A 20,577-nucleotide genomic window follows, 5' to 3' on the forward strand; every position below is an offset into this window, starting at 1 on the left:
CCCCGTATGTGGGGCAAGCGAGTATCGAATGCGGTTCTTGCCGGTGTTCCTCGATCTCAGTAACGGTCCGGTGGTCCTCATCGGCGCGGGTGAGCTGTTGCGCGCAAAATTGCGCGTGCTCGCTTCTGCCGGTGCGCGCGTCCGCGTGCATGCGATCGATGGCAATCGGGACCTGGGTCTGAATTCAGGCGACAGTGCGCGTATCGAGATCGCGACCGGCGATCCGCTCACATCTGATCTTGCCGGTGTCATCGCGATCGTCTGCGCGGGTGCAGGCGATGTCGGCGTTGCGATGTCGGCCCGCGCAAAATCGCTCGGCCTGCCCGTCAACGTCATGGACGATCTCGACCATTCCAGCTTCATCTTTCCGGCGATCGTCGATCGCGGCGATGTCGTGGTCGCGGTCGGCACCGGCGGAACGTCGCCGGTGGTGGCGCGGCGCGTGCGCGAGAAGATCGAGGCGCTGCTGCCCTCGCGCATCGGCGAGCTGGCCGAGTTCATCGGTGGCTTCCGCAGATCCATCAACGAGCGCATCGCCGAGTTTCCGCTGCGCCGTCGCTTCTGGGAGCGCGTGATCGACGGCCCGATCGGCGCCGCCGTGCTGGCCGGCCGCAACGGTGAGGCCGATACGGCACTCAAGGCGATCTCCGATCCCTCGGCCTTCGCGCGCGCCGACAAGCCTGAAGGTTCGGTCGCGCTGGTTGGCGCCGGCCCCGGCGATCCCGATCTTCTCACCATCAAGGCGCTGCGCGCGTTGCAGGATGCCGACATCGTTTTCCACGACGAGCTGGTCTCCGCGGAAATTCTCGACCGCATCCGGCGCGACACCGCGCGCGTTGCGGTCGGCCGCCGCGTCGGCAAGCCCGGCATCGGCCAGGATGCCATCAACAAGCGCATGATCGAGGCCGCGCAAGCGGGGCAGCGCGTGGTGCGGCTGAAGGGCGGTGATCCCTTCGTGTTCGGCCGCGGTGGCGAAGAGGTGGAGGCGCTGCGCGCGGCCGGCATCGCCTATTCGATCATTCCGGGCATCACCGCCGGGCTCGGCGCCGCCGCCGATTTCGAGGTGCCGCTGACCTACCGTCATGAAGCCACCCGCATCACCTTCCTCACCGCGCACAAGGCGCGCGACGCGGAGACCGTCGACTGGTCGACGCTGACCGACACGAAAATGACCGTCGTTGTCTACATGGGCATGACAGCCGCGCCCGCTATTCGTGCCGGCCTGTTCGCCGCCGGCCGTTCGCCGGAGACGCCGGTCGGCGTGTTTGCCCGCGTCACCCGACCCGATGCGCAAGGCGCGATCGGCACGCTGCGCGACTTGCCCGAACTCGTGCGGCAGACCAGTGGCGGTCCTGCCATCCTCATCATCGGCGACGTGGTCCGGCATGCCGGCTCGCTTCGCCGTCAATCCCCAAAGCAAATCATCTCTGACCTATTGGATGCAGCCGAATGACCTCCCCGCTCGAACAGAAGAAGATCAAGATCGCCGGCCCCTCGGTGGTGACCGCCAACCGCACCTGGGACGGCATCGTGGTGTACCGCACCGCCGCCAAGGGCTGGTCCGCGGAGCTCTCGGAAGCTGCGATCGTGCGCAACTCCGATGAAGCGAAAGCCTTGCTCGCCGAATCCGTCGCTGATGACCTCGGCGCCGTTGGCCCCTATATCGCTCCGGTGCAGGTTGGCGCGGACGGCAAGATCGAACCGGGCAATCTGCGCGAACAGATCCGCCGCACCGGTGTGACCATCGGACAGCAGGCCCAGGCTTAAGGCATTTTCTTATGTACGCTTACGACGAAATCGATCGCACGCTCGTCAACGAGCGCGTCTCGGAGTTCCGCGACCAGGTGAAGCGCCGCCTCTCCGGCGAGCTCACCGAGGACGAGTTCAAGATCCTGCGCCTCCAGAACGGCGTCTATCTGCAACTGCACGCCTACATGTTCCGCGTCGCGATTCCCTACGGGACGCTGTCGACGAACCAGTTGCGGGCACTCGCCCATGTCGCGCGCAAATACGACCGCGGCTACGGCCATTTCACCACACGGCAGAACATCCAGTTCAACTGGATCAAGCTCGCCGAGCTGCCGGATGCGCTGGCCGATCTTGCCAAGGTCGGTATCCATGCGATGCAGACCTCCGGCAACAACATGCGCAATGTCACCTCGGACCAGTGGGCTGGCGTTGCACCCGGCGAGATCGAGGATCCACGGATCTGGTCGGAGCTGATCCGCCAGCACACGACCCTGCATCCGGAATTCTCGTTCCTGCCGCGCAAGTTCAAGATCGCGATCACCGCCTCGGAGCATGACCGCGCCGCGATCAAGATTCACGACATCGGGCTCAAGCTGATCAAGAACGAGAAGGGCGAGACCGGCTTCGAGGTGCTGGTTGGCGGCGGTCTCGGCCGCACGCCGTTCATCGCCAAGACCATCAAGCACTTCGTCCATGGCCGCGATATCCTCAGCTATATCGAGGCGATCCTGCGCGTCTACAATCAGTACGGCCGCCGCGACAATATCTACAAGGCACGCATCAAGATCCTGGTGCACGAGCTCGGCATCGAGAAATTCTCGCGCGAGGTCGAGGAGGAGTGGCAGCACATCCGCAATTCCTCGCTGCAGATCGACGACGAGGTGATCGAGGACATCCGCTCGCGCTTCACCTATCCCGCTTACGAGAAGCTGCCGCACATGCCGGACGAGCTGCGTCAGGCCGCGGCCGATCCCGACTTCGAGGCTTGGCGCAAGAACTCGGTGGCGCCGCACAAGGCCCAGGGTTACTCCATCGTCACCATTTCGCTGAAGCCGATCGGCAAGCCTCCGGGCGATGCCACGGCCGAGCAGATGGATGCGCTGGCCGATCTCGCCGACAGATATTCCTTCGGCGAGATCCGCGTCGGCCATGAGCAGAATTTGGCGCTGCCGCACGTCGCCAAGCGCGACCTGCCGGCGCTGTGGAAGGCGCTCGACAAGCTTGGGCTGGCGACGCCGAACGTCAATCTGATCACCGACATCATCGCGTGCCCGGGTCTCGACTATTGCTCGCTGGCGAACGCGCGCTCGATCCCGATCGCGCAGGAGCTGACGCGGCGTTTCGCGAACCACGAGCTTGCCAATCTGATCGGGCGTCTGCACATCAATATCTCCGGCTGCATCAACGCCTGCGGCCATCACCATGTCGGCCATATCGGCATTCTCGGCGTCGAGAAGAACGGCGAGGAGGTCTACCAGATCACCATCGGCGGCCGCGCTGACGAAGGGGCTGTGCTCGGAACGCTGATCGGTCCCGGCGTGAAATTCGACGAGGTCGCGGACGTGATCGAGGACGTGGTGGAGGCCTATCTGGCGCTGCGCGAGCGGCCCGAAGAACTGTTCATGGACACGGTGAAGCGCCTCGGCGTCGAGCCCTTCAAGGAGCGCGTCTATGCCACTCGTTAACGGCGGAAAAATCGTCGACGACAGCTTCGTCAAGCTCGCCGTCGATACGCCGCTGCCCGTGAGCGGCGACATCCTGGTGCCGGCCGAACGCTTCATCGGCGAGGCCGACGCGCTGCTCGAGCGTCCGGGCAAGGTCGGCGTGATCTGGCCGAACAACCGCGACATCGACGAGCTCGTGCCCTATCTCGGCAAGGTCGCGACCGTCGCGCTGGTGTTTCCGACCTTCCGCGACGGGCGCGCCTACAGCCAGGCGCGGCTGCTGCGCGAGCGGTACAATTATCGTGGCGACTTGCGCGCCACGGGCCAGATCCTGCGCGACCAGTTCGTTTTCATGCTGCGCGCCGGCTTCGATTCCTTCGAGGTGAAAAAGCAGGCCGACGCGGAAGCTTTCATGCAGACCGCGAAACGCTATTCGGTGTTCTACCAGCCGACCGGAGACGGCCGGATTACGGCGCTGCACCGGCGCATGCAGCTGCGCCACTCCGAAGGAGTCGGCACATGAACGCCATCGCGCCCCAGGTCTCGTCCGTTTCAGCGCTGCCTTCGGCGGCGGAGCTCGATCGTGCCTTGCGCGATGCTTCGCCTGCCGAAGTCCTCGCTGCCGCGCTGAAGGCGGTTGGTCGTGACAAGCTCGCGCTGGTGTCGTCGTTCGGCACGGAATCGGCAACGCTGTTGAAGGTGATGGCGGATGTCGATCCGGCGATCCCGGTGATCTTCCTCGACACCGGCTGGCTGTTCGAGGAGACGCTGGCCTATCGCGATACGCTGATCGCGATGCTGGGCTTGAAGGACGTGCGCTCGATCAAGCCAGCCGAGGAGGCGCTGTCGCGCGAGGATCCCGACCGCGAGCTCTGGTTTTCCGATCCCGATGCCTGCTGCCGCATCCGCAAGGTGGAGCCACTGGCGCGTGCGCTGAAGCCGTTCGATGCCTGGCTCAATGGCCGCAAGCGCTTCCAGGGCAATGCGCGCGCCGACATTCCGGTCGTCGAGGACGATGGCGCACGGTTGAAGTTCAATCCGTTCGCCAATGTCTCGCGCGAGGAACTCGAGGCGATTTTCGTCCGCGCCAAATTGCCGCGTCACCCGCTTGTCGTATCCGGCTTTCGCTCGGTCGGGTGTATGCCTTGCACGAGCAGAACAGCCGAAGGCGAGGACGAGCGCGCGGGGCGCTGGCGCGGCCGTGCCAAGACAGAATGCGGCATTCATACGATGAAGGGTTCGTAGCACAGTCGCGCTGCGAGCCTGCGAACAAGAAAATCCGCTTCCGTTGACTTGAAAGCGTTTCGCCACGAGTTTCGCCTGCATGCCTTCGTCGACATCGATGTCGTCGAAGTGAATGGAGATGGACATGATGCGCCGTATCGCTCCGCTCGCTGCAGGACTTCTCTGGGCAAGCTCGGCTCTCGCTGCTGATATCAACCTGTTGAACGTGTCGTACGATCCGACGCGCGAGCTCTATGCCGAATTCAACAAGGCGTTCGCCAACGCCTACCAGAAGGAGACCGGCAAGAGCGTCGAGATCAAGCAGTCGCATGGCGGCAGCGGCTCACAGGCGCGCGCCGTGATCGATGGCTTGCAGGCCGACGTGGTGACGCTCGCACTCGCCTACGACATCGACGCCATCGCCGGCAAGGGCCTCATCGCGGCCGACTGGCAGAAGCGGCTGCCGCAGAATTCATCGCCCTACACGTCGACCATTGTGTTCCTGGTGCGCAAGGGCAATCCGAAGGGCATCAAGGACTGGGACGACCTGCTCAAATCAGGTGTTGCCGTGATCACGCCGAACCCGAAGACGTCAGGCGGCGCGCGCTGGAACTATCTCGCGGCCTGGGGCTTCGCGCAGAAGAAATACGGCTCCGCCGACAAGGCCAAGGAGTTCATCGGCAAGCTCTATCAGCAGGTACCGGTGCTCGACACCGGCGCGCGGGGCGCCACGGTGACCTTCGTCGAGCGCGGCGTCGGCGACGTGCTGCTCGCCTGGGAGAACGAAGCTTATCTTGCGCTGAAGGAATTCGGCCCGGAGAAATTCGAGATCGTGGCGCCGCCGCTGTCGATCTTGGCGGAGCCGCCGGTCGCCATCGTCGACAAGGTCGCGGACAAGAAGGGCACCCGGTACGTCGCCGACGCCTATCTCCAGTATTGGTACACGAAGGAAGGTCAGGAGATCGCCGCGCGCAATTGCTACCGTCCGCGCGATGCGGAAATCGCCAAGAAGTATGAAAATTCCTTCGCCAAGGTCGAGCTATTCACCATCGATGACGTTTTTGGTGGTTGGACCAAGGCGCAGAAAGACCATTTTGCCGACGGCGGCATCTTCGATCAGATCTACAAGAACTGATCGGGCGCCGTCGGAGCGGCTTTAGCAGGGGGCCTGGTGAGCGCAATCGCAGCACGACGCCGGACATTGCCGGGCTTCGGTCTCACGATGGGACTGACGCTGACCTGGCTCTCTGTCGTTATCCTGATTCCGCTCGCCGGGCTGTTCCTGAAATCCACCGAACTCAGCCTTGATCAGTTCTGGGCGATCGTCTCCAGCCGTCGCACCCTGAATGCGTTGCGCGTCTCCTTCGGTCTGGCTTTTGCTGCCGCCTGCGTCAACCTCGTGATGGGCAGCATCATCGTCTGGGCGCTGGTGCGTTATCGTTTCCCCGGTCGGCGAATCTTCGATGCCATCGTTGACGTACCCTTCGCATTGCCGACGGCGGTGGCCGGCGTCGCGCTGACCTCGCTGTTCGCCGAGAAGGGTTGGCTGGGTGCGCCGCTCGCCGCGCTCGGCATCAAGGTGGCGTTCACGCCGCTCGGCATCTTCGTCGCCATGATCTTCATCGGCATTCCCTTCGTTGTCCGCACCGTGCAGCCGGTGCTCCAGGATATCGACGCCGAAATCGAGGAAGCCGCTGGCAGCCTTGGCGCCAGCCGCTGGCAGAGCATCATTCGCGTGATCCTGCCGTCGCTCGCGCCCGCGCTGCTTACGGGACTTGCGCTGGCCTTCGCGCGCGCGGTCGGCGAATACGGCTCGGTGATCTTCATCGCCGGAAATCTGCCCAACGTCTCCGAGATCGCGCCGCTCTTGATCGTGATCCGTCTCTCCGAATTCCGCTATGCCGACGCGACTGCGATCGCCGTGGTCATGCTCGTCGTCTCCTTCGTCATCATCTTCGCGGTGAACCGGTTGCAGCGCTGGGCGCAGGACCGGGTCCCGGTGCGTTGAGGTGGATGCGATGACGATGCAGATCGCAGATTCTGTCCCGCTCTCCGCCCCCAATGCCAGGACCCGTGCGCATGCGGCAGCCGCGCGCAACAATCTCCGCACCGAGCCGAAGGCGGTGCGCATCGCCATCATCACGCTGGCGGTATTATTCCTCTCCGTCTTCGTCGTACTGCCGCTGGTCCTGGTGTTCGCGCAGGCCTTCTCGAAGGGCATCCTCGCCTATTTCGCCGCGCTCGCCGAGCCCGAGGCGCTGGCGGCGATCAAGCTGACGCTCGTGGTGGCGGCGATCTCGGTCAGCCTCAATCTCGTCTTCGGTCTGGTCGCCGCCTGGGCGATCGCCAAGTTCGAATTCACGGGCAAGACCTTCCTGATCACGCTGATCGACCTGCCGTTCTCGGTGAGCCCCGTCATCTCCGGCCTCGTCTTCGTGCTGCTGTTCGGCGCGCAGGGCTATTTCGGCGGCTGGCTGCGCGACCACGACATCCAGATCCTGTTTGCGGTGCCCGGCATCGCGCTCGCCACCACCTTCGTGACGTTCCCGTTCGTGGCGCGCGCACTGCTCCCCTTGATGCAGGAGCAGGGCACGCAGGAGGAAGAGGCTGCGATCTCGCTCGGCGCCTCCGGCCTGCAAACCTTCTTCCGCGTCACGCTGCCCAACATCAAATGGGGCGTGCTCTATGGCGTGCTGCTCTGCAACGCCCGCGCGATGGGCGAGTTCGGCGCGGTCTCGGTCGTCTCAGGTCATATCCGCGGCGAGACCAACACCATGCCGCTGCTGGTCGAGATCCTTTACAACGAGTATCAGTTCGTCGCGGCCTTCGCGATCGCCTCGCTGCTCGCGATGCTGGCCCTGATCACGCTGGTCGCCAAATCCATTCTCGAACGCCACCTCGACGAAGGGCACGACGTCAATGACCATTGAAGTCAAAAATCTCGTCAAGAAGTTCGGCAGCTTTGCCGCGCTTGACGGCGTCGATCTCAAGGTCGCCGACGGCGAGCTGCTCGCCCTGCTCGGCCCGTCCGGCTCCGGCAAGACCACGCTGCTGCGGATCATCGCCGGCCTCGACTGGCCTGATTCCGGCGAGGTCGCTTTCAATGGCGAGGACGCGCTGGCGCAGGGCGCGCGCGAGCGCCACGTCGGCTTCGTGTTTCAGCATTACGCGCTGTTCCGTCATATGAGCGTGTTCGAGAACGTCGCATTCGGCCTGCGCGTGCAGCCGCGCGCGATCCGCAAGGACGAAGCGACGATCCGCACGCGCGTCAAGGAGCTGCTGGATCTCGTACAACTCGACTGGCTCGCCGACCGCTATCCGAGCCAGCTCTCCGGCGGTCAGCGCCAGCGCATTGCGCTTGCCCGCGCGCTCGCAATCGAGCCGCGAATCCTGCTGCTCGACGAGCCGTTCGGCGCGCTCGATGCCAAGGTGCGCAAGGAGCTGCGCAAATGGCTGCGCTCGCTGCATCACGAGATCAACGTCACCTCGATCTTCGTCACTCACGACCAGGAAGAAGCGCTGGAAGTCGCCAACCGCGTCGTGGTCATGGACAAGGGCAGGATCGAGCAGATCGGCTCGCCCGACGACGTCTACGAGAGGCCGGCGACCGCCTTCGTGCATGGCTTCATCGGCGAATCCATCGAGCTGCCGGTCCATGTGGCCGAGGGCGCGGTGCGGCTCGGCGACCGCCCGCTCAATCTTGCGGCGGACGGGCTTGCGCCTGGCGCGTCAAAACTGTTCGTGAGGCGACATGACATGCTGGTCGGCCCGCCCGGCTCGGGCGCCTTCGAGGGCGCGGTTCAACATGTCCGCAATTTCGGCCCGGTGCAACGGGCCGAGGTCGCACTGTCGGGTGGCGAGACCATCGAGATCGATGCACCCCGCGACCGGGAACTGCGCGCTGGCGACACGATCGGTCTAAACCCTCGCCGCTACCGGATATTTGCGGGCGCCTGAGCCGTCTCAAAGGCTCGAATTTTCCTCAAAATTCACCTTTCAGCCACGGTTGGTATGCAACAACGGCCCCTCATTTGGGGGCCCCTGAACATGCGCGCTGCGGCCGCAATTCTCATCATTTTGCTTCTCGCCGGCTGTGCCGGCAACGAAGCGCCGGTCCAGCAGCCGTCGATGTATGCCGACATGTCGGTGCCGGGCGCCAAGCTCGATGCGCCGGCCGCCGCGATCATGATCTCGCAATACCGCCAGAACAACGGCCTCGGCACCGTCGAGGTCGACCCTGAATTGATGCGGCTCGCCGAATCCCAGTCCAACGCCATGGCCGCCGCCAACAAGATGGACCATGACGTCCGTGCGCCCCTGGGCAAGCGCCTTGCCGCCGGCGGCTATCCCGCGACCGTGGCGGTCGAGAACATTTCGGCCGGCTATCATACGCTGGCGGAAGCCTTTTCCGGCTGGCGCGACTCGCCGCCCCATCGCGCCAACATGCTCAAGAGCGGTGTCACAAAATTGGGCATAGCGGCGAGCTATGCTCCAGGGACCAAGTACAAGGTGTTCTGGACCATGATCCTGGCCTCGACCGACCCCAGATAAGCCAGACTTGATCCCGGGATGCATTGACGCCGCGGCGAAACTGTCGCCACGGTGGCTCGCCTTTTGCTATTAGTCCCACATGACAGATCACAGCCCGGAAGTCGCAACAGTCCCCGCGAAGGCGCAGCGCGTCCTGGTTCTCCAGGGCGGCGGTGCGCTCGGCTCCTATCAGGCCGGTGCCTATCAGGCGCTCTGCCATTTCGATTTCGAGCCGGAATGGGTGGCCGGCATCTCGATCGGCGCGGTCAATGCCGCCATCATCGCTGGCAATGAGGGCCAAACCCGCGTCAAGCGGCTCAAGGAATTCTGGGAGATGGTGTCCGCGCCGGTGCCGTGGAAGCCGATCGGGAAGAGCGACCACGGCCGCGAGCTGTTCAATTCCACCAGCGCAGCGCTGATCGCGACCTTCGGCGTGCCCGGCTTCTTCGTCCCGCGTGTGCCGCCCGCGCCGCTCTGGCCGCCGGGGAGCAAGCAGGCCGAGAGCTATTACGATACCGCGCCGCTGAAGAAGACGCTGGAGCGGCTCGTCGACTTCGACCGTATCAATGATCTCAAGACCCGCCTGTCGGTCGGCGCCGTCGGTGTCACCTCCGGCAATTTCAAATATTTCGACAATTACGAGTTCAAGAAGCTCGGCAAGAAGATCGGCCCAGAGCACATCATGGCGTCGGGTGCGCTGCCACCGGGCTTTCCGTCCGTGGTGATCGACGGCGAGCATTATTGGGATGGCGGCATCGCCTCCAACACGCCGCTCGACTTCGTGCTCGACGCCGAGATCGACCGCGACCTCCTGATCTTCCAGGTCGACCTGTTCAGCGCCCGCGGCGACCTCCCGACCTCGCTGCTCGAGGCGACCGAGCGCGAGAAGGACATCCGCTTCTCCAGCCGCACGCGGATGAACACCGACAAGAACAAGCAGGTGCACAACACCCGCAAGGCGCTGCGCGCGCTGATCGACAAGCTGCCCGATTTTCTGAAGAACGATCCCTCGGTCGAGATCCTCAACAAGGCGGCCCGCGAGAGCACGATCACGGTGGTGCACCTGATCTATCGCAGCAAGAATTATGAATCCTCGTCCAAGGACTACGACTTCTCGCATGTCGCGATGATCGAGCATTGGGAAAGCGGCGTGCGCGACGTGCATCTGTCGATGCGCCACAAGGATTGGCTCGAGAGGCCGCAGTCCGGCGAGACCATGGTCACTTACGATCTCACGGGGGACGTCACTGCGCCCCCGCCACAAAGGAGCGAATAACATGGGTACACTCTCAGGCAAGAATGCCGTCGTGACAGGATCCACCAGCGGCATCGGACTTGCGTATGCGCGCGCTTTCGCCGCCGCCGGCGCCAATGTCGTCATCAATGGCTTCGGCTCGCCCGAGGATATCGAGAAGGAGCGCTCCAAGATCGAGTCCGATTTCGGCGTGAAGGCGGTCTACTCGCCCGCCGACATGACCAAGCCGGCCGAGATCGCCGGGATGATCGCGCTCGGCGAAAAATCGTTCGGCTCGGTCGATATCCTCGTCAACAATGCCGGCATCCAGTTCGTCTCCCCGATCGAGGAATTCCCGCCGGAGAAGTGGGACCAGATCATCGCGATCAACCTGTCCTCGGCCTTCCATGCCATCCGCGCCGCCGTCCCCGGCATGAAGAAGAAGGGCTGGGGCCGCATCATCAACACCGCCTCGGCGCATTCACTGGTCGCCTCGCCCTTCAAGTCGGCCTATGTGTCGGCCAAGCATGGCATCGCCGGCCTGACCAAGACCGTGGCGCTTGAGGTTGCGACCAGCAAGATCACCTGCAACTGCATCAGCCCTGGCTATGTCTGGACGCCGCTGGTCGAGAAGCAGATCCCGGATACGATGAAGGCCCGCAACCTCACGCGCGAGCAGGTCATCAACGACGTGCTGCTCGATGCGCAACCGACCAAGGAGTTCGTGACCTCCGAGCAGGTCGCAGCGCTCGCGTTGTTCCTGTGCAGCGACGATGCCGCGCAGATCACGGGTACCAATTTGTCGATCGACGGCGGCTGGACCGCGGAGTAAGGGCGCCGTTATCGTGGGGTGGGTTAGGCGAAGCCGTAACCCACCTCGTCTATTTCCACAGAGACAGGAGTGGTGGATTACGCCTTCGGCTAATCCACCCTACCATACCGAGGACGAGGCGGCAGCCCAACCTCAATGGCTCCAGGCCAGCGCCGTCACGATGGCGGATTGCACGTTCAGCTCGGTGAACATGATCTTGCTCGCGACCACCACGAGGACGCTGGCGAGCGCCACGCGCAGCACCGTCTCCGGCACGCGCGTCGCGCTGTAGCTGCCGATGACGATGCCGGGCAGCGAGCCCAGCAGCAGCACGCCCATGAGACCCCAGTCGACGGAGCCGAGCACCCAATGGCCAATGCCGGCCACCAGCGTCAGCGGCACGGCGTGCGCGATGTCGGAGCCGACGATGGTCGCCATCGGCAGCCGCGGGTAGAGCAGCAGCAGCACGGTTACGCCGACCGCACCGGCGCCCACCGACGAAATCGAGACCAGCACGCCGAGCACGATGCCGGTAATGATGGTCGCAATCATCGTGGTGCGCTCGCCGACCTGCTCCATGCGGCGGCGATAGCGCTCCATGATCGAATTGCGGAAGATCAGCGACGTCGCGGTCAGCAACAGCGCAAAGCACAGCACGAGGTTGACCAGATTGCGTTCGGTATCGCCTCGAAGATCGAGCTTCCACAGCACCAGCAGCGTCAAAGCGCTCGCCGGAATGCTGCCGCAGGCCAGCCGCAGCACCGCCGGCCAGTGCACGCTACGCGACCAGCCATGCACCACGCTGCCGCCGGACTTGGTGGCTGCGGCATAGAGCAGGTCGGTGCCGACGGCCGTGGTCGGGTGGATACCGAACAGCAGGATCAGGAGCGGCGTCATCAACGAGCCGCCTCCCACGCCGGTCAGCCCGACGAGCAGGCCGACGCCAAAACCCGAGGCGACGTAAAGCGGATCAATCATGGCTGGGGAAATCTAGGTTTATCTCGTCAGTTGGGCAATATGACGTAGAATAAACTTTCCCCGGGGCGCAACCTGTTGGGTGGAATAAGAAAAATCGTGCTACAATCCGAAGATTGGCAGAAGTTTCGCTTTGTTCTGCGGCTTGGCGCGAAATAGTCCTTCCCCGCGTCAGCGACCGGGGACGGCGGCGCAGGACCTATTTACCAAACGCCAGCACGTGCAGCCCGAGCCGCTGCCGCACGATCCAGAACAGCAGCGCCGTCTCGAAGGTGAGCGAGATCGACGTCGCGGCCGCGGCGCCGTGGCCGCCGAAGCGCGGCACCAGCGCGATGCAGAGCACGACGTTCATCACGAACGCCAACGCGTAGGCCAGCGCGCAGATCTTCTGCTGCCCGAGCATGTTGAGCAGCCGCTCGACCGGCCCGATCGCAGAACGGACGACCAATCCGACAGCGGCGACAAACATGATGTCGTAGCCGACAACGAATTGCGGTCCGAACAGCCAGAGCAGCGGCTTGCCGAGCGCAAGCAGCGCGGCGGTCGCGGCGAGCGAGGGCCAGAACGTCCAGGCGATGGCGTGCGCGACATAGGCCGACAGGCGCGCCTTGTCGCCGAGTGCGTTGTATTCGGCGAAGCGATGCGCCGTCGTCGCCGACATTGCGTAGTGGATGAACGACACCAGCGCCAGCGTCTTCACCACGGCGAAGTAGACGCCGACCTCGTCGGAGGGGCGGAATTGCTGGAGCACCAGCACGTCGGTGTAAGACAAGAGCAGGTAAAAGCTCTCGACCAGCAGGATCGGCAGCGACACTGCGAGCCACCCCCTGATGTCGTAAGCCTTGGGGCCCGGCGCGATGCCGTCGGCGAGCTTGCGGTTCAGCACGACCATCTGCCCGGTCATGGCGATCCACACGGCGCCCGCGCTCGCGGCCATCGCGGCAACAGCGCCGAGATGATAGCCGAGCAGGAAGGCGCCGGCCGTGATGCCGATGATCAGCGCCTGGCGGATGATGAACTGCGGCATCAGGCCGAGTTGCATCCAGTCATGCGAGCGCGCGATGCCGTCCTGGGTGTTGGCGACGACGAAGGCCGGCAGGGTCATGCAGCCGATATAGAGCGGCAATTCCTCGCCCGGATCGATCCAGGACGACAGCAGCTTGACGATGCCGGCAAGGCCGAGCGACACCAGCGTCGAGACGGCGAGGGTGAGCCAGCGGCTGCCGGAGAGAAAGCCGCGCAGCAGCGCATGGTCGCCACTGGTGCGATATTCCGGAATGATCTTTTGCGCGGAGGCGGAGATGCCGAAGTCCATCATGCTGCCGAGCAGCAGCACCCAGGTCCAGACATAGACATAGATGCCGTAGTCCGACGTTCCCATCCAGCGCGCGAGCAGCACCTGCGAAAAATAGGCAAGCCCCGCGCTGATGACGCGAATGATGAAGATGGTGCCGGCCAGCCGCCGCGTCAGCGAGGCTTCGCTCGAGCCGCCGTTCAACCTGGCACGCAACCGCGCGATCAGCCCTGATGGTCCGGTCGTAGCGGGGTCTGCATCCATCACGGCCAAGTCGAAATCCCCAGGCGTCCCGCGTCTTGCGGTACCCCAAGGATTAGCAACCATTCCTTAAGATTCGGTTGGGTGTTACCAGCGCCGTCGTGGCGAAAGCCAGGACGATACCTAGTCCAAATTCGTATTGAACTCGTACGATTTCTCCGGCCCGACCAGCGTGAACTTCAGTGCTGCGCCGTCGGGCTTGACGCCCGGCGGCAGGCCGTCGAGTTCGAACGAAAATCGCTTCACGCCGGGCGGGCTATGCTCGACCGCGTCAGGAATGGGCAAAGACCATTCGGGACTCGGTCCTTCGACGAACAGATTGACCTTGCTGTTCTCGGGCGCGACGACATCGACCACCACGTTCTTCGGGCCGTCGCGCTTGACATCGCGGATGGTCAGCGGATTGGGATCGCCGATATTGGCGGGCTTCGGCACGGTGTCGAGCGCCGCGCGCAGATTGGCGTCTTCGGTCGACGCAACATTGTTGAAGCCGAGCTCGATATTGGCCTCGACGGGAATGCAGAGCTTTTCGCAGACGGCGTAATTGATCTCGGCACGCAGCGTCACAGTCTTGTCCGCGGCCTTGGCGACGATGCGCAAGGGCAGCACGATCTGGTCGTGATAGCCGATCGAATGGCCGCCTGCGCCGTCGTCGAATTTCAGCGGTGCCGGCCACATCACGGTCACTGCTTCGACATTGTCCGACTTCGAGAAGTCGAACCGCGGCGGAACACCGGAGTCGCCGGGCATGCGCCAGTAGGTTTTCCAGCCGGGCTGGAGCTGGAAAGCGATACCGCCGATCAGCACTGCGCCGGTCCGCGATCCCGCCAGCAACCGCACCGCGGAATGTCCGTCGCGCAGCCACGGCGACGCGTCGTCGGCATGGGCACCCAACGCCAATGACGACGCAAGCAAGGTTGTCGCGACGCCGATCGCCGCATGCAAGGGAACTCTTGTCAACATGGCACGTCTTTACAAGGTCGCCCCGGGCCAAACCATTGAATTGCTTGTGATGGATGCACTCGATTCAAGTCTCTGCAAGCCTTGATTTGACACGGGATCGGCCCGACATCAGGATAGGAATTGAAACCGGAGTGCTTCACCGATGGCTCCCACAGGTAAACGGGCGGGCGAAAGCTCCCGCAGGGCAGGCCGCGCGCTCCCCAATTCGGCCGGTTATCTCGACGGCCGGCTCCTGATCGCGATGCCGGTGATGGGCGACTCCCGCTTCGAGCGCTCGGTGATCTATCTCTGCGCCCACTCGGCTGAGGGCGCGATGGGCATCATCGTCAACCATCCGGCCGGCAGCATCGATTTCCCGGAGCTGTTGGAGCAGCTCGGTATCATCAAGAAGGGCGAGCACATCAAGCTGCCGCAAAATGCCGAAAGCATGAAGGTGCTGGCCGGCGGCCCGGTCGACACCGGCCGAGGCTTCGTGCTGCATTCCAGCGATTTCTACATCGAGCACGCGACACTGCGGATCGACGACGGCGTCTGCCTCACCGCGACCGTCGACATCCTGCGCGCGATCGCCAACGGCTCCGGCCCCAAGCACGCCATCCTAGCGCTCGGCTATGCCGGCTGGGCGCCCGGCCAGCTCGAGACCGAGATCCAGAGCAATGGCTGGCTGCATTGCGACGCCGATGCGGATCTGATCTTCGGCGACGACGTCGACGAGAAATACGCTCGCGCCTTGCGCAAGATCGGCATCGATCCCGGAATGTTGTCGAACGAGGCCGGGCACGCGTAGTTGGTGCGGTAGACACAGCGCTGTCCTCCGGATCGGCGCTCCGCTTCGCTGCGCTTGCCAGGGACGACAGCGGGGTCTGGTGCGCCTTGCTACTCCGCCGCCTGTTGCTGCACCGTCGGCTCGGTTCCCGCCACCGTCGCCCTTCGCATGTCGCGCGGTTGCGATTGGTCGTAGCGGCGGACGCGGTGCATGGTCTGGCGGTTGTCCCACATCACGAGATCATGCAGCCTCCATTTGTGGACATAGACGAATTCAGGCTGCGTTGCGTGTTCGTTGAGGTCGCGCAGCAACAGCCGTCCCTCCGGCACGCTCATGCCGACAATCTTGCCGGCATGCGATGACAGATACAGCGACTTGCGCCGATGCACGGGATGGGCCCGCACCAGCCGCTGCAGCACCGGCTTGAACATGATCTTTTCCTCGTCGGTATATTCGGTGAAGCCGAGCGATCCGCGCGAATACATCAGTGAGTGCTCGCAGACGAGGTCTTCGATCTCGACCCGGGTCTCGTCGTCGAGCGCATCATAGGCCGCTCGCATATCGGCGAACTCGGTGTTGCCGCCCTTCGGGTTCACCACGCGCGCCGACAGCAGCGAGAATTTTGCCGGGATTGGGCGGAACGAGCTGTCGGAATGCCACAGGCAATTGCCGAGATTGAACAGATGCGCGCGGCTGTCCTTCGCCAGTGGCTTGCCGTCCTTGCCGAGATTGGAGACGTCGTTGAGGCCGGACTGGAGCCGGTAGTCCTTCTCCTTGGTCACGGTGCCGCCGCGCGCGTCCTCGCGCTGACCGAAATTCAGCGCAAAAGCCATCTGCTGTTCGTCGGTGATGTCCTGGTCGTGGAAGACGAGCACCGCATATTTGTCCATGGCGGCCTCGACGTCGCGCGCCTCATCCGGTGTGAGAGGCTTTCGCAGGTCGAGGCCGGAAACCTCGCCGACAAAATGCTTGTGAAGCTGCCGGATGGCGATCGTCATGGTGTCTCTCCCGCGAACCGCGAGCGGTTGGGCCCGCTCTGCTGTCGAAAAAAGCTACTCCTGCGCTTGATGATGTCAACGCTCCCTGCGCATGGCTCTCACGCGTTTCGGGCCATCAGGCCACCATCGACAGGAATGACCGCACCGGTCAGAAACGCCGCCGCCGGAAGACACAGGCTCAGTGTCATATGCGCGACTTCCTCGGGATCGCCATAACGTCCGAGTGCGGTGCGGCGCTTGGCGTAGATGGTCTTGTGCTCCTCGGAGATGCGGTCGGTAATCGCGGTGCGGATCGGGCCCGGGCAGATGCAGTTCACGGTGATGCCCTCGCGGCCAAGCTCGACCGCGAGCGACCGGGTGAGGCTCGCGACACCGCCCTTCGCGGCCGAATAGGGGCTGTGCAGCGCGGTGGCGCCGAGCGCCTCGGTCGAGGCGATGTTGACGATGCGCGGGGACTTCGACTTGCGCAAGTGCGGCAGCGCGGCGCGGATGACGCGCGGATGCGCCGTCAGCATCACAGCGATGCCCTTGGCCCAGGCATCTTCGTAACCTTCATCATCGATCGCGACGCGCACGGAGATGCCGGCATTGTTGACGAGGACATCGAGGCCGCCGAAATGCGCCGCGACATCCTTGACCACGCGCTTGATCTCGCCGCCATCGGCGACGTCGAGCTTCCACGCTTGCGCCGAACCACCGCTCGCCGCGATCTCCTTCGCAACCGCATGTGCCCCTTGCTCGTCGTAGTCGGTGACGGCAAGGTTGGCGCCTTCAGCCGCAAACACGCGCGCGGTCGCGCGTCCCATGCCGCTTGCCGCGCCGGTGACGAGAACGGTCAGGCCTTTCACTGAGCGGCTGAGCTCTTTGAATCCGGACATGCTGTTTCCTCGCAATCTCTTGCTTCTTGTTATGAGATTGACGAGGCTGGCATCGATCCCCAGACAGGTCAAACAAGCAAAACAGTCAAACAAGCACAACAAAAGGAGAGGCCGCGATGGCGAACGAGCTCGATTTCTCTGGCAAGCAACTGCTGGTCGTCGGTGGTTCCAGCGGTATCGGCAACGGCATCGCGCAGGCCTTTCGCGCGAGGGGCGCCGATGTTGCGGTGTGCGGCACGCGCGCTCGCGCAGCCGACTACCAGGAGGAGGAGGGCTCCGATCTCACGGGTCTTGCCTATACGCAGCTCGACGTCAGCGACCCCGGTGCGGTCGAAGCGTTCAAGCCGTCATTCGAGAAGCTCGATATCCTGGTGCTCGCGCAGGGCGCGGTGCTCTATCGCCGTGGCGAATTCGAGATGACGGGCTTCCGCAGGGTCGTCGAGGTCAATCTGATGAGTCTGATGGCGTGTGCGACGCGCTTTCATTCCATGCTGCGGCATTCCGGGGGCGCGCTGATCATGGTGTCCTCGACTGCGGCGTACCATTCCACCATGGGCAATCCCGCCTACAATGCGTCGAAGACCGGCGCGGTCGGATTGACGCGGACCTTGGGCGAGGCGTGGGCCGAGGACGGCATCCGCGTCAACGGCATCGCGCCCGGCCTTGTCGACACCAAGATGACGAAGGTGACGACCGACAATCCCAAGCGGCTCGAAGCCGCATTGTCACGCATTCCGCTGCGGCGATTGGGCACGCCCGCCGACATGGCGGGCGCCGCGCTATTCCTGGCCTCGCCGCTGTCATCGTACATGATCGGACAGACGCTCGTGGTCGACGGCGGGCTCATTCTCTGAGCCAAACTCTCGGTGGCCGTGGAACTGCGCTCCTCCTGATCGGTTACATGGGCAGACCCCCGAGGAGGAGCATCATGGATAAGGACAGGATCGTCGGATCGGCCAAGGAATTCGCTGGACGCGCAGAAGGCGCGGTCGGTGATCTCGCTGGCGATGGGCAGACCCAGGCGTCGGGCAAGGCCCGCGAAGCGGCCGGCACCGTGCAGAATCTCTACGGCCAGGCCAAGGACGCCGTGCGTGATGCGGCGGACACGGCCACCAGTTACGCCAAGGATGCCTATGACAACAGCGGCGAGACCTTCCGGGATGGCTCCAAGGCCATCGCGCAGAAGGTGCAGGACAACCCGCTCGGCGCGCTGCTCGTTGCGGGTGGCATCGGCTTCGCGCTCGCGCTCCTGATGTCGCGCCCCGCCCGTAGACCGCCACCGCGCTGGCCCTATTACCGCTGAACGATAAACACTGCTCTCGTGCCCCGGAACGCGCTGCAGCGCCAAAGCGCTGCTGCGCTGAGCCGGGGCCCGTTCTTTTGTGATGTTGTGAGAGGCTGGGCCCCGGCTGTGTCCCATCACCAAGAGGTGCTGCGCCGCGTCGGGGACACGGAGCCGATTACCGAATCACTTCCGCCGCCCGCCCGACATTGCCCGGGGGACGCGGGATCGCAGGATTCGGGTTCCGCGGCGCAGGCGCCAGTTGACGCGGCGCGGGCTGTGGCGAGCCGAAGCCGAAGAAATCGCGCAAGGATGGCGCGGCCTGTGCCGGCTGTTGCGGCGGCGCGGGCTTCTTCGCTGCGGGAGGTTTGGGCGGGGCGATCGCGGCGGGCGTGCCGGGCGCGACGACGGCCGCAGCGCCGCCATCAGGCGTCGTTGCCGCCATTGGTGTGTCGCCCTTGGCCTGTTCGCGGCCGACTTCGCGGCGCGGCCAGGCATAATCGTCAGCACGGCCGGCGGGCGCGGCCAGCGGCTCGCCCTTGACCAGCGTTCTTGCGGCGAGCGCATCGACGGCGGCGGGGCGCGTGCCCGGTCCGCCCAGCAATTGATCGGTCGAGATCGAGGCTGCGACCAGGGGCACGATCGGCCCGGCCAGCGGCCGCGGCGCGGGCTTGCCGGGCTCGGCGTTGGTGTCGGGCGTTGCGGGCTCGCTCGGCAGCGCGATCGGGCCGGAACGTCCGGCCAGGAGGCGCGTGATTTCGCGCTCGACGTAGTGGGCAAGTTTTCGCGCGCCCGGCTTGGTGAAGTAGACGCCATCATAGCTGCGCAGCTGGCGGATCTGGCCTTCGAAGTCGGGGCCCTTCTGCAGGAAGCGGCCGGCTTCGTCGACGAAGCCGTCCCAGACGTCGACATAGGTGATGCCGGCCTTGGCTGCGCCCTCGCGGTAGAGCGAATCCAGGAACAGCATGTCGGCGGTGCCCTTCGGCCCGCGAATCGCAGGCAGGCCGACCCAGAGCACCGGTACGCCCTTGGCCTTGAGGACGTTCGCAAGCTCCTCGATCTTCTTGCTGTAGAGCTCGACCCAGTGGTCGTCGCGGAATTCGTAGACGCCGTTCGGGTTGCGTGCGGTCTTTTCGGGCGCGGCGACCGGCGCGTCGGCGTTGTCGGCGTCGTCCTGCGGCAGGTCGGGGTCTGCTGCCGCCTTGTCATCGGCTGCTGTGGTATCGGACTTCGCGGTATCGGACTTCGCGGTATCGGACTTGGCGGTATCGGACTTGGCGACATCGGACTTGGCGTCGCCCGGTTTTGCGTCACCCTTTCCTTGCGGCTTGCCGCGCGCGCCTTTGTCGTTCTTCTTGTCGGCAGGCTTGTCGGATTTGTCGACCGTTTCGCGGATCGCGATGCGGTCGTTGAGGCCGAGCATGACAACGATGACGTCAGGCTTCTCGGTTTCGAGGATGCCCTTCGCGGCCGCCGCCCAGTCCGAGGGTTCACCCTTCGGCTGGTACTTGATCAGGCCTGACGTTGTCCTGTGCTTGCGGATCACGCCCATGTCGGGCTGCTCGGCGTAGGCGTCCTCTAAGCCATAGGCGAGCCAGTCGGCCATGGCGTCGCCGATCACCAGCACGTTCTTGTCGGCAACCGTCTCGCGCTTGGCCGGAGCCGGGGCGCGCGAAAAATCCTGGCGCGGGGCCTGTGGCTGCTGCTGCTGCTGGAATGGCGCGAAAAAGTCGCCGCCGAACCAGCCGCCACCACGTTGTGGCGGCGGTGCCGACCGCTGCGGCGGCGGCCTGCCGAAGCCGGGGAAGCTGAAGAACTGTGCGGAAGCCGGTCCCGCGACCCCGATCATGATCGCAAGCGCGGTCCCCAGCGCGATCAGCGGGCCGGTCTCGGTCAGCGCCTTGAAAAAGGATTTTGGCTTCGACATGCGATCTCGGGCGCGCGCAAG

General features: G+C 64.3%; 21 protein-coding genes. 15 read left to right on the forward strand and 6 right to left on the reverse strand.

All coding sequences use genetic code 11. From position 1 onward, the window contains the following. Positions 1-28 precede the first annotated feature (28 nt). The 12 genes from cysG to ACVIIW_RS13695 all read left to right on the forward strand — a co-directional run bounded on the left by cysG (position 29) and on the right by ACVIIW_RS13695 (position 11,233). Positions 29-1,453: a siroheme synthase CysG gene (gene cysG / locus ACVIIW_RS13640; RefSeq protein WP_456701225.1), complete on the forward strand. Its 1,425-nt coding sequence runs from the start codon at positions 29-31 to the stop codon at positions 1,451-1,453. Beyond that, a complete protein-coding gene (locus ACVIIW_RS13645) occupies positions 1,450-1,767 on the forward strand; it encodes a DUF2849 domain-containing protein (protein WP_456701226.1) in 318 nt (105 codons plus the stop codon). The genes cysG and ACVIIW_RS13645 overlap by 4 nt, the downstream gene beginning before the upstream one ends. Before the next feature lie 11 nt (positions 1,768-1,778). After that, entirely contained in the window at positions 1,779-3,434 is a 1,656-nt protein-coding gene (locus ACVIIW_RS13650) for a nitrite/sulfite reductase (RefSeq protein WP_456701227.1), read from the forward strand. Beyond that, the gene (locus tag ACVIIW_RS13655) at positions 3,421-3,936 is read left to right on the forward strand and encodes a DUF934 domain-containing protein (protein ID WP_456701228.1); all 516 of its coding nucleotides are present in this window, start codon (positions 3,421-3,423) and stop codon (positions 3,934-3,936) included. The genes ACVIIW_RS13650 and ACVIIW_RS13655 overlap by 14 nt, the downstream gene beginning before the upstream one ends. Continuing rightward, positions 3,933-4,658 (forward strand): phosphoadenylyl-sulfate reductase, encoded by a 726-nt coding sequence (locus ACVIIW_RS13660; RefSeq protein ID WP_456701229.1) that lies wholly within the window; start codon positions 3,933-3,935, stop codon positions 4,656-4,658. The genes ACVIIW_RS13655 and ACVIIW_RS13660 overlap by 4 nt, the downstream gene beginning before the upstream one ends. Positions 4,659-4,770: 112 nt before the next feature. Continuing rightward, positions 4,771-5,772 (forward strand): sulfate ABC transporter substrate-binding protein, encoded by a 1,002-nt coding sequence (locus tag ACVIIW_RS13665; RefSeq protein WP_456701230.1) that lies wholly within the window; start codon positions 4,771-4,773, stop codon positions 5,770-5,772. A gap of 36 nt (positions 5,773-5,808) precedes the next feature. Beyond that, entirely contained in the window at positions 5,809-6,645 is an 837-nt protein-coding gene (cysT, locus tag ACVIIW_RS13670; RefSeq protein WP_456701231.1) for a sulfate ABC transporter permease subunit CysT, read from the forward strand. A gap of 10 nt (positions 6,646-6,655) precedes the next feature. After that, positions 6,656-7,567 carry a sulfate ABC transporter permease subunit CysW gene (gene cysW, locus ACVIIW_RS13675; RefSeq protein ID WP_456701232.1) on the forward strand — a complete coding sequence of 304 codons (912 nt, stop codon included), beginning with the start codon at positions 6,656-6,658 and terminating at the stop codon, positions 7,565-7,567. Continuing rightward, a complete protein-coding gene (locus ACVIIW_RS13680) occupies positions 7,557-8,594 on the forward strand; it encodes a sulfate/molybdate ABC transporter ATP-binding protein (RefSeq protein WP_456701233.1) in 1,038 nt (345 codons plus the stop codon). Before cysW ends, ACVIIW_RS13680 begins: the two co-directional genes overlap by 11 nt. Positions 8,595-8,684: 90 nt before the next feature. Beyond that, positions 8,685-9,188, forward strand: a complete 504-nt coding sequence (locus ACVIIW_RS13685; protein WP_456701234.1) for a CAP domain-containing protein — start codon at positions 8,685-8,687, stop codon at positions 9,186-9,188. A gap of 79 nt (positions 9,189-9,267) precedes the next feature. Beyond that, positions 9,268-10,443 carry a DUF3734 domain-containing protein gene (locus ACVIIW_RS13690; protein ID WP_456701235.1) on the forward strand — a complete coding sequence of 392 codons (1,176 nt, stop codon included), beginning with the start codon at positions 9,268-9,270 and terminating at the stop codon, positions 10,441-10,443. Between the two features lies 1 nt (position 10,444). Continuing rightward, positions 10,445-11,233, forward strand: a complete 789-nt coding sequence (locus tag ACVIIW_RS13695; protein WP_456701236.1) for a 3-hydroxybutyrate dehydrogenase — start codon at positions 10,445-10,447, stop codon at positions 11,231-11,233. Positions 11,234-11,365: 132 nt separating this feature from the next. On the opposite strand, the gene ACVIIW_RS13700 is transcribed toward ACVIIW_RS13695, so the two are convergent. From ACVIIW_RS13700 to ACVIIW_RS13710, 3 genes are all read right to left on the reverse strand, one after another. Continuing rightward, on the reverse strand, positions 11,366-12,190 hold the full coding sequence (locus ACVIIW_RS13700; RefSeq protein WP_456701237.1) for a sulfite exporter TauE/SafE family protein: 825 nt from the start codon (positions 12,188-12,190) through the stop codon (positions 11,366-11,368). Between the two features lie 196 nt (positions 12,191-12,386). Beyond that, positions 12,387-13,754: a lipopolysaccharide biosynthesis protein gene (locus ACVIIW_RS13705; RefSeq protein ID WP_456701238.1), complete on the reverse strand. Its 1,368-nt coding sequence runs from the start codon at positions 13,752-13,754 to the stop codon at positions 12,387-12,389. Between the two features lie 111 nt (positions 13,755-13,865). Continuing rightward, a complete protein-coding gene (locus ACVIIW_RS13710) occupies positions 13,866-14,705 on the reverse strand; it encodes a protein-disulfide reductase DsbD domain-containing protein (protein ID WP_456701239.1) in 840 nt (279 codons plus the stop codon). Positions 14,706-14,847: 142 nt separating this feature from the next. Between ACVIIW_RS13710 and ACVIIW_RS13715 the strand changes: the two genes are divergently transcribed. Beyond that, a complete protein-coding gene (locus ACVIIW_RS13715) occupies positions 14,848-15,492 on the forward strand; it encodes a YqgE/AlgH family protein (protein WP_456701240.1) in 645 nt (214 codons plus the stop codon). Positions 15,493-15,581: 89 nt separating this feature from the next. Here the strand turns inward: ACVIIW_RS13715 and ACVIIW_RS13720 are convergent, their stop codons facing one another. Together ACVIIW_RS13720 and ACVIIW_RS13725 are read right to left on the reverse strand one after the other, a co-directional pair. Then, positions 15,582-16,469: a TauD/TfdA dioxygenase family protein gene (locus ACVIIW_RS13720; protein ID WP_456701241.1), complete on the reverse strand. Its 888-nt coding sequence runs from the start codon at positions 16,467-16,469 to the stop codon at positions 15,582-15,584. A gap of 98 nt (positions 16,470-16,567) precedes the next feature. Then, complete coding sequence (locus tag ACVIIW_RS13725) at positions 16,568-17,347, reverse strand: SDR family NAD(P)-dependent oxidoreductase (protein WP_456701242.1); 780 nt, start codon at positions 17,345-17,347, stop codon at positions 16,568-16,570. A gap of 116 nt (positions 17,348-17,463) precedes the next feature. On the opposite strand from ACVIIW_RS13725, the gene ACVIIW_RS13730 reads away from it, so the two are divergent. Beyond that, entirely contained in the window at positions 17,464-18,201 is a 738-nt protein-coding gene (locus tag ACVIIW_RS13730; protein WP_456701243.1) for an SDR family NAD(P)-dependent oxidoreductase, read from the forward strand. Positions 18,202-18,275: 74 nt separating this feature from the next. Then, the gene (locus ACVIIW_RS13735; RefSeq protein WP_456701244.1) at positions 18,276-18,650 is read left to right on the forward strand and encodes a CsbD family protein; all 375 of its coding nucleotides are present in this window, start codon (positions 18,276-18,278) and stop codon (positions 18,648-18,650) included. A 157-nt stretch (positions 18,651-18,807) separates the two neighbouring features. Here ACVIIW_RS13735 and ACVIIW_RS13740 read toward each other — a convergent pair whose 3' ends face one another. Further along, a complete protein-coding gene (locus tag ACVIIW_RS13740) occupies positions 18,808-20,556 on the reverse strand; it encodes an SGNH/GDSL hydrolase family protein (protein WP_456701245.1) in 1,749 nt (582 codons plus the stop codon). Positions 20,557-20,577 lie beyond the last annotated feature (21 nt).

This window comes from Bradyrhizobium sp. USDA 4449 (genome assembly GCF_054056275.1).

What these genes read in the sequence shown, in the direction of transcription:
- ACVIIW_RS13685 (WP_456701234.1), top strand. Translation starts at nt 8,685, where the DNA reads ATGCGCGCTGCGGCCGCAATTCTCATCATTTTGCTTCTCGCCGGCTGT.
- ACVIIW_RS13655 (WP_456701228.1), top strand. Translation starts at nt 3,421, where the DNA reads ATGCCACTCGTTAACGGCGGAAAAATCGTCGACGACAGCTTCGTCAAG.
- ACVIIW_RS13695 (WP_456701236.1), top strand. Translation starts at nt 10,445, where the DNA reads ATGGGTACACTCTCAGGCAAGAATGCCGTCGTGACAGGATCCACCAGC.
- ACVIIW_RS13710 (WP_456701239.1), bottom strand. Translation starts at nt 14,705, where the DNA reads ATGTTGACAAGAGTTCCCTTGCATGCGGCGATCGGCGTCGCGACAACC.
- ACVIIW_RS13725 (WP_456701242.1), bottom strand. Translation starts at nt 17,347, where the DNA reads ATGTCCGGATTCAAAGAGCTCAGCCGCTCAGTGAAAGGCCTGACCGTT.
- cysW (WP_456701232.1), top strand. Translation starts at nt 6,656, where the DNA reads ATGACGATGCAGATCGCAGATTCTGTCCCGCTCTCCGCCCCCAATGCC.
- ACVIIW_RS13730 (WP_456701243.1), top strand. Translation starts at nt 17,464, where the DNA reads ATGGCGAACGAGCTCGATTTCTCTGGCAAGCAACTGCTGGTCGTCGGT.
- ACVIIW_RS13645 (WP_456701226.1), top strand. Translation starts at nt 1,450, where the DNA reads ATGACCTCCCCGCTCGAACAGAAGAAGATCAAGATCGCCGGCCCCTCG.
- ACVIIW_RS13665 (WP_456701230.1), top strand. Translation starts at nt 4,771, where the DNA reads ATGGAGATGGACATGATGCGCCGTATCGCTCCGCTCGCTGCAGGACTT.
- ACVIIW_RS13650 (WP_456701227.1), top strand. Translation starts at nt 1,779, where the DNA reads ATGTACGCTTACGACGAAATCGATCGCACGCTCGTCAACGAGCGCGTC.
- ACVIIW_RS13735 (WP_456701244.1), top strand. Translation starts at nt 18,276, where the DNA reads ATGGATAAGGACAGGATCGTCGGATCGGCCAAGGAATTCGCTGGACGC.
- ACVIIW_RS13690 (WP_456701235.1), top strand. Translation starts at nt 9,268, where the DNA reads ATGACAGATCACAGCCCGGAAGTCGCAACAGTCCCCGCGAAGGCGCAG.
- ACVIIW_RS13715 (WP_456701240.1), top strand. Translation starts at nt 14,848, where the DNA reads ATGGCTCCCACAGGTAAACGGGCGGGCGAAAGCTCCCGCAGGGCAGGC.
- ACVIIW_RS13720 (WP_456701241.1), bottom strand. Translation starts at nt 16,469, where the DNA reads ATGACGATCGCCATCCGGCAGCTTCACAAGCATTTTGTCGGCGAGGTT.
- ACVIIW_RS13700 (WP_456701237.1), bottom strand. Translation starts at nt 12,190, where the DNA reads ATGATTGATCCGCTTTACGTCGCCTCGGGTTTTGGCGTCGGCCTGCTC.
- cysG (WP_456701225.1), top strand. Translation starts at nt 29, where the DNA reads ATGCGGTTCTTGCCGGTGTTCCTCGATCTCAGTAACGGTCCGGTGGTC.
- ACVIIW_RS13680 (WP_456701233.1), top strand. Translation starts at nt 7,557, where the DNA reads ATGACCATTGAAGTCAAAAATCTCGTCAAGAAGTTCGGCAGCTTTGCC.
- ACVIIW_RS13740 (WP_456701245.1), bottom strand. Translation starts at nt 20,556, where the DNA reads ATGTCGAAGCCAAAATCCTTTTTCAAGGCGCTGACCGAGACCGGCCCG.
- ACVIIW_RS13660 (WP_456701229.1), top strand. Translation starts at nt 3,933, where the DNA reads ATGAACGCCATCGCGCCCCAGGTCTCGTCCGTTTCAGCGCTGCCTTCG.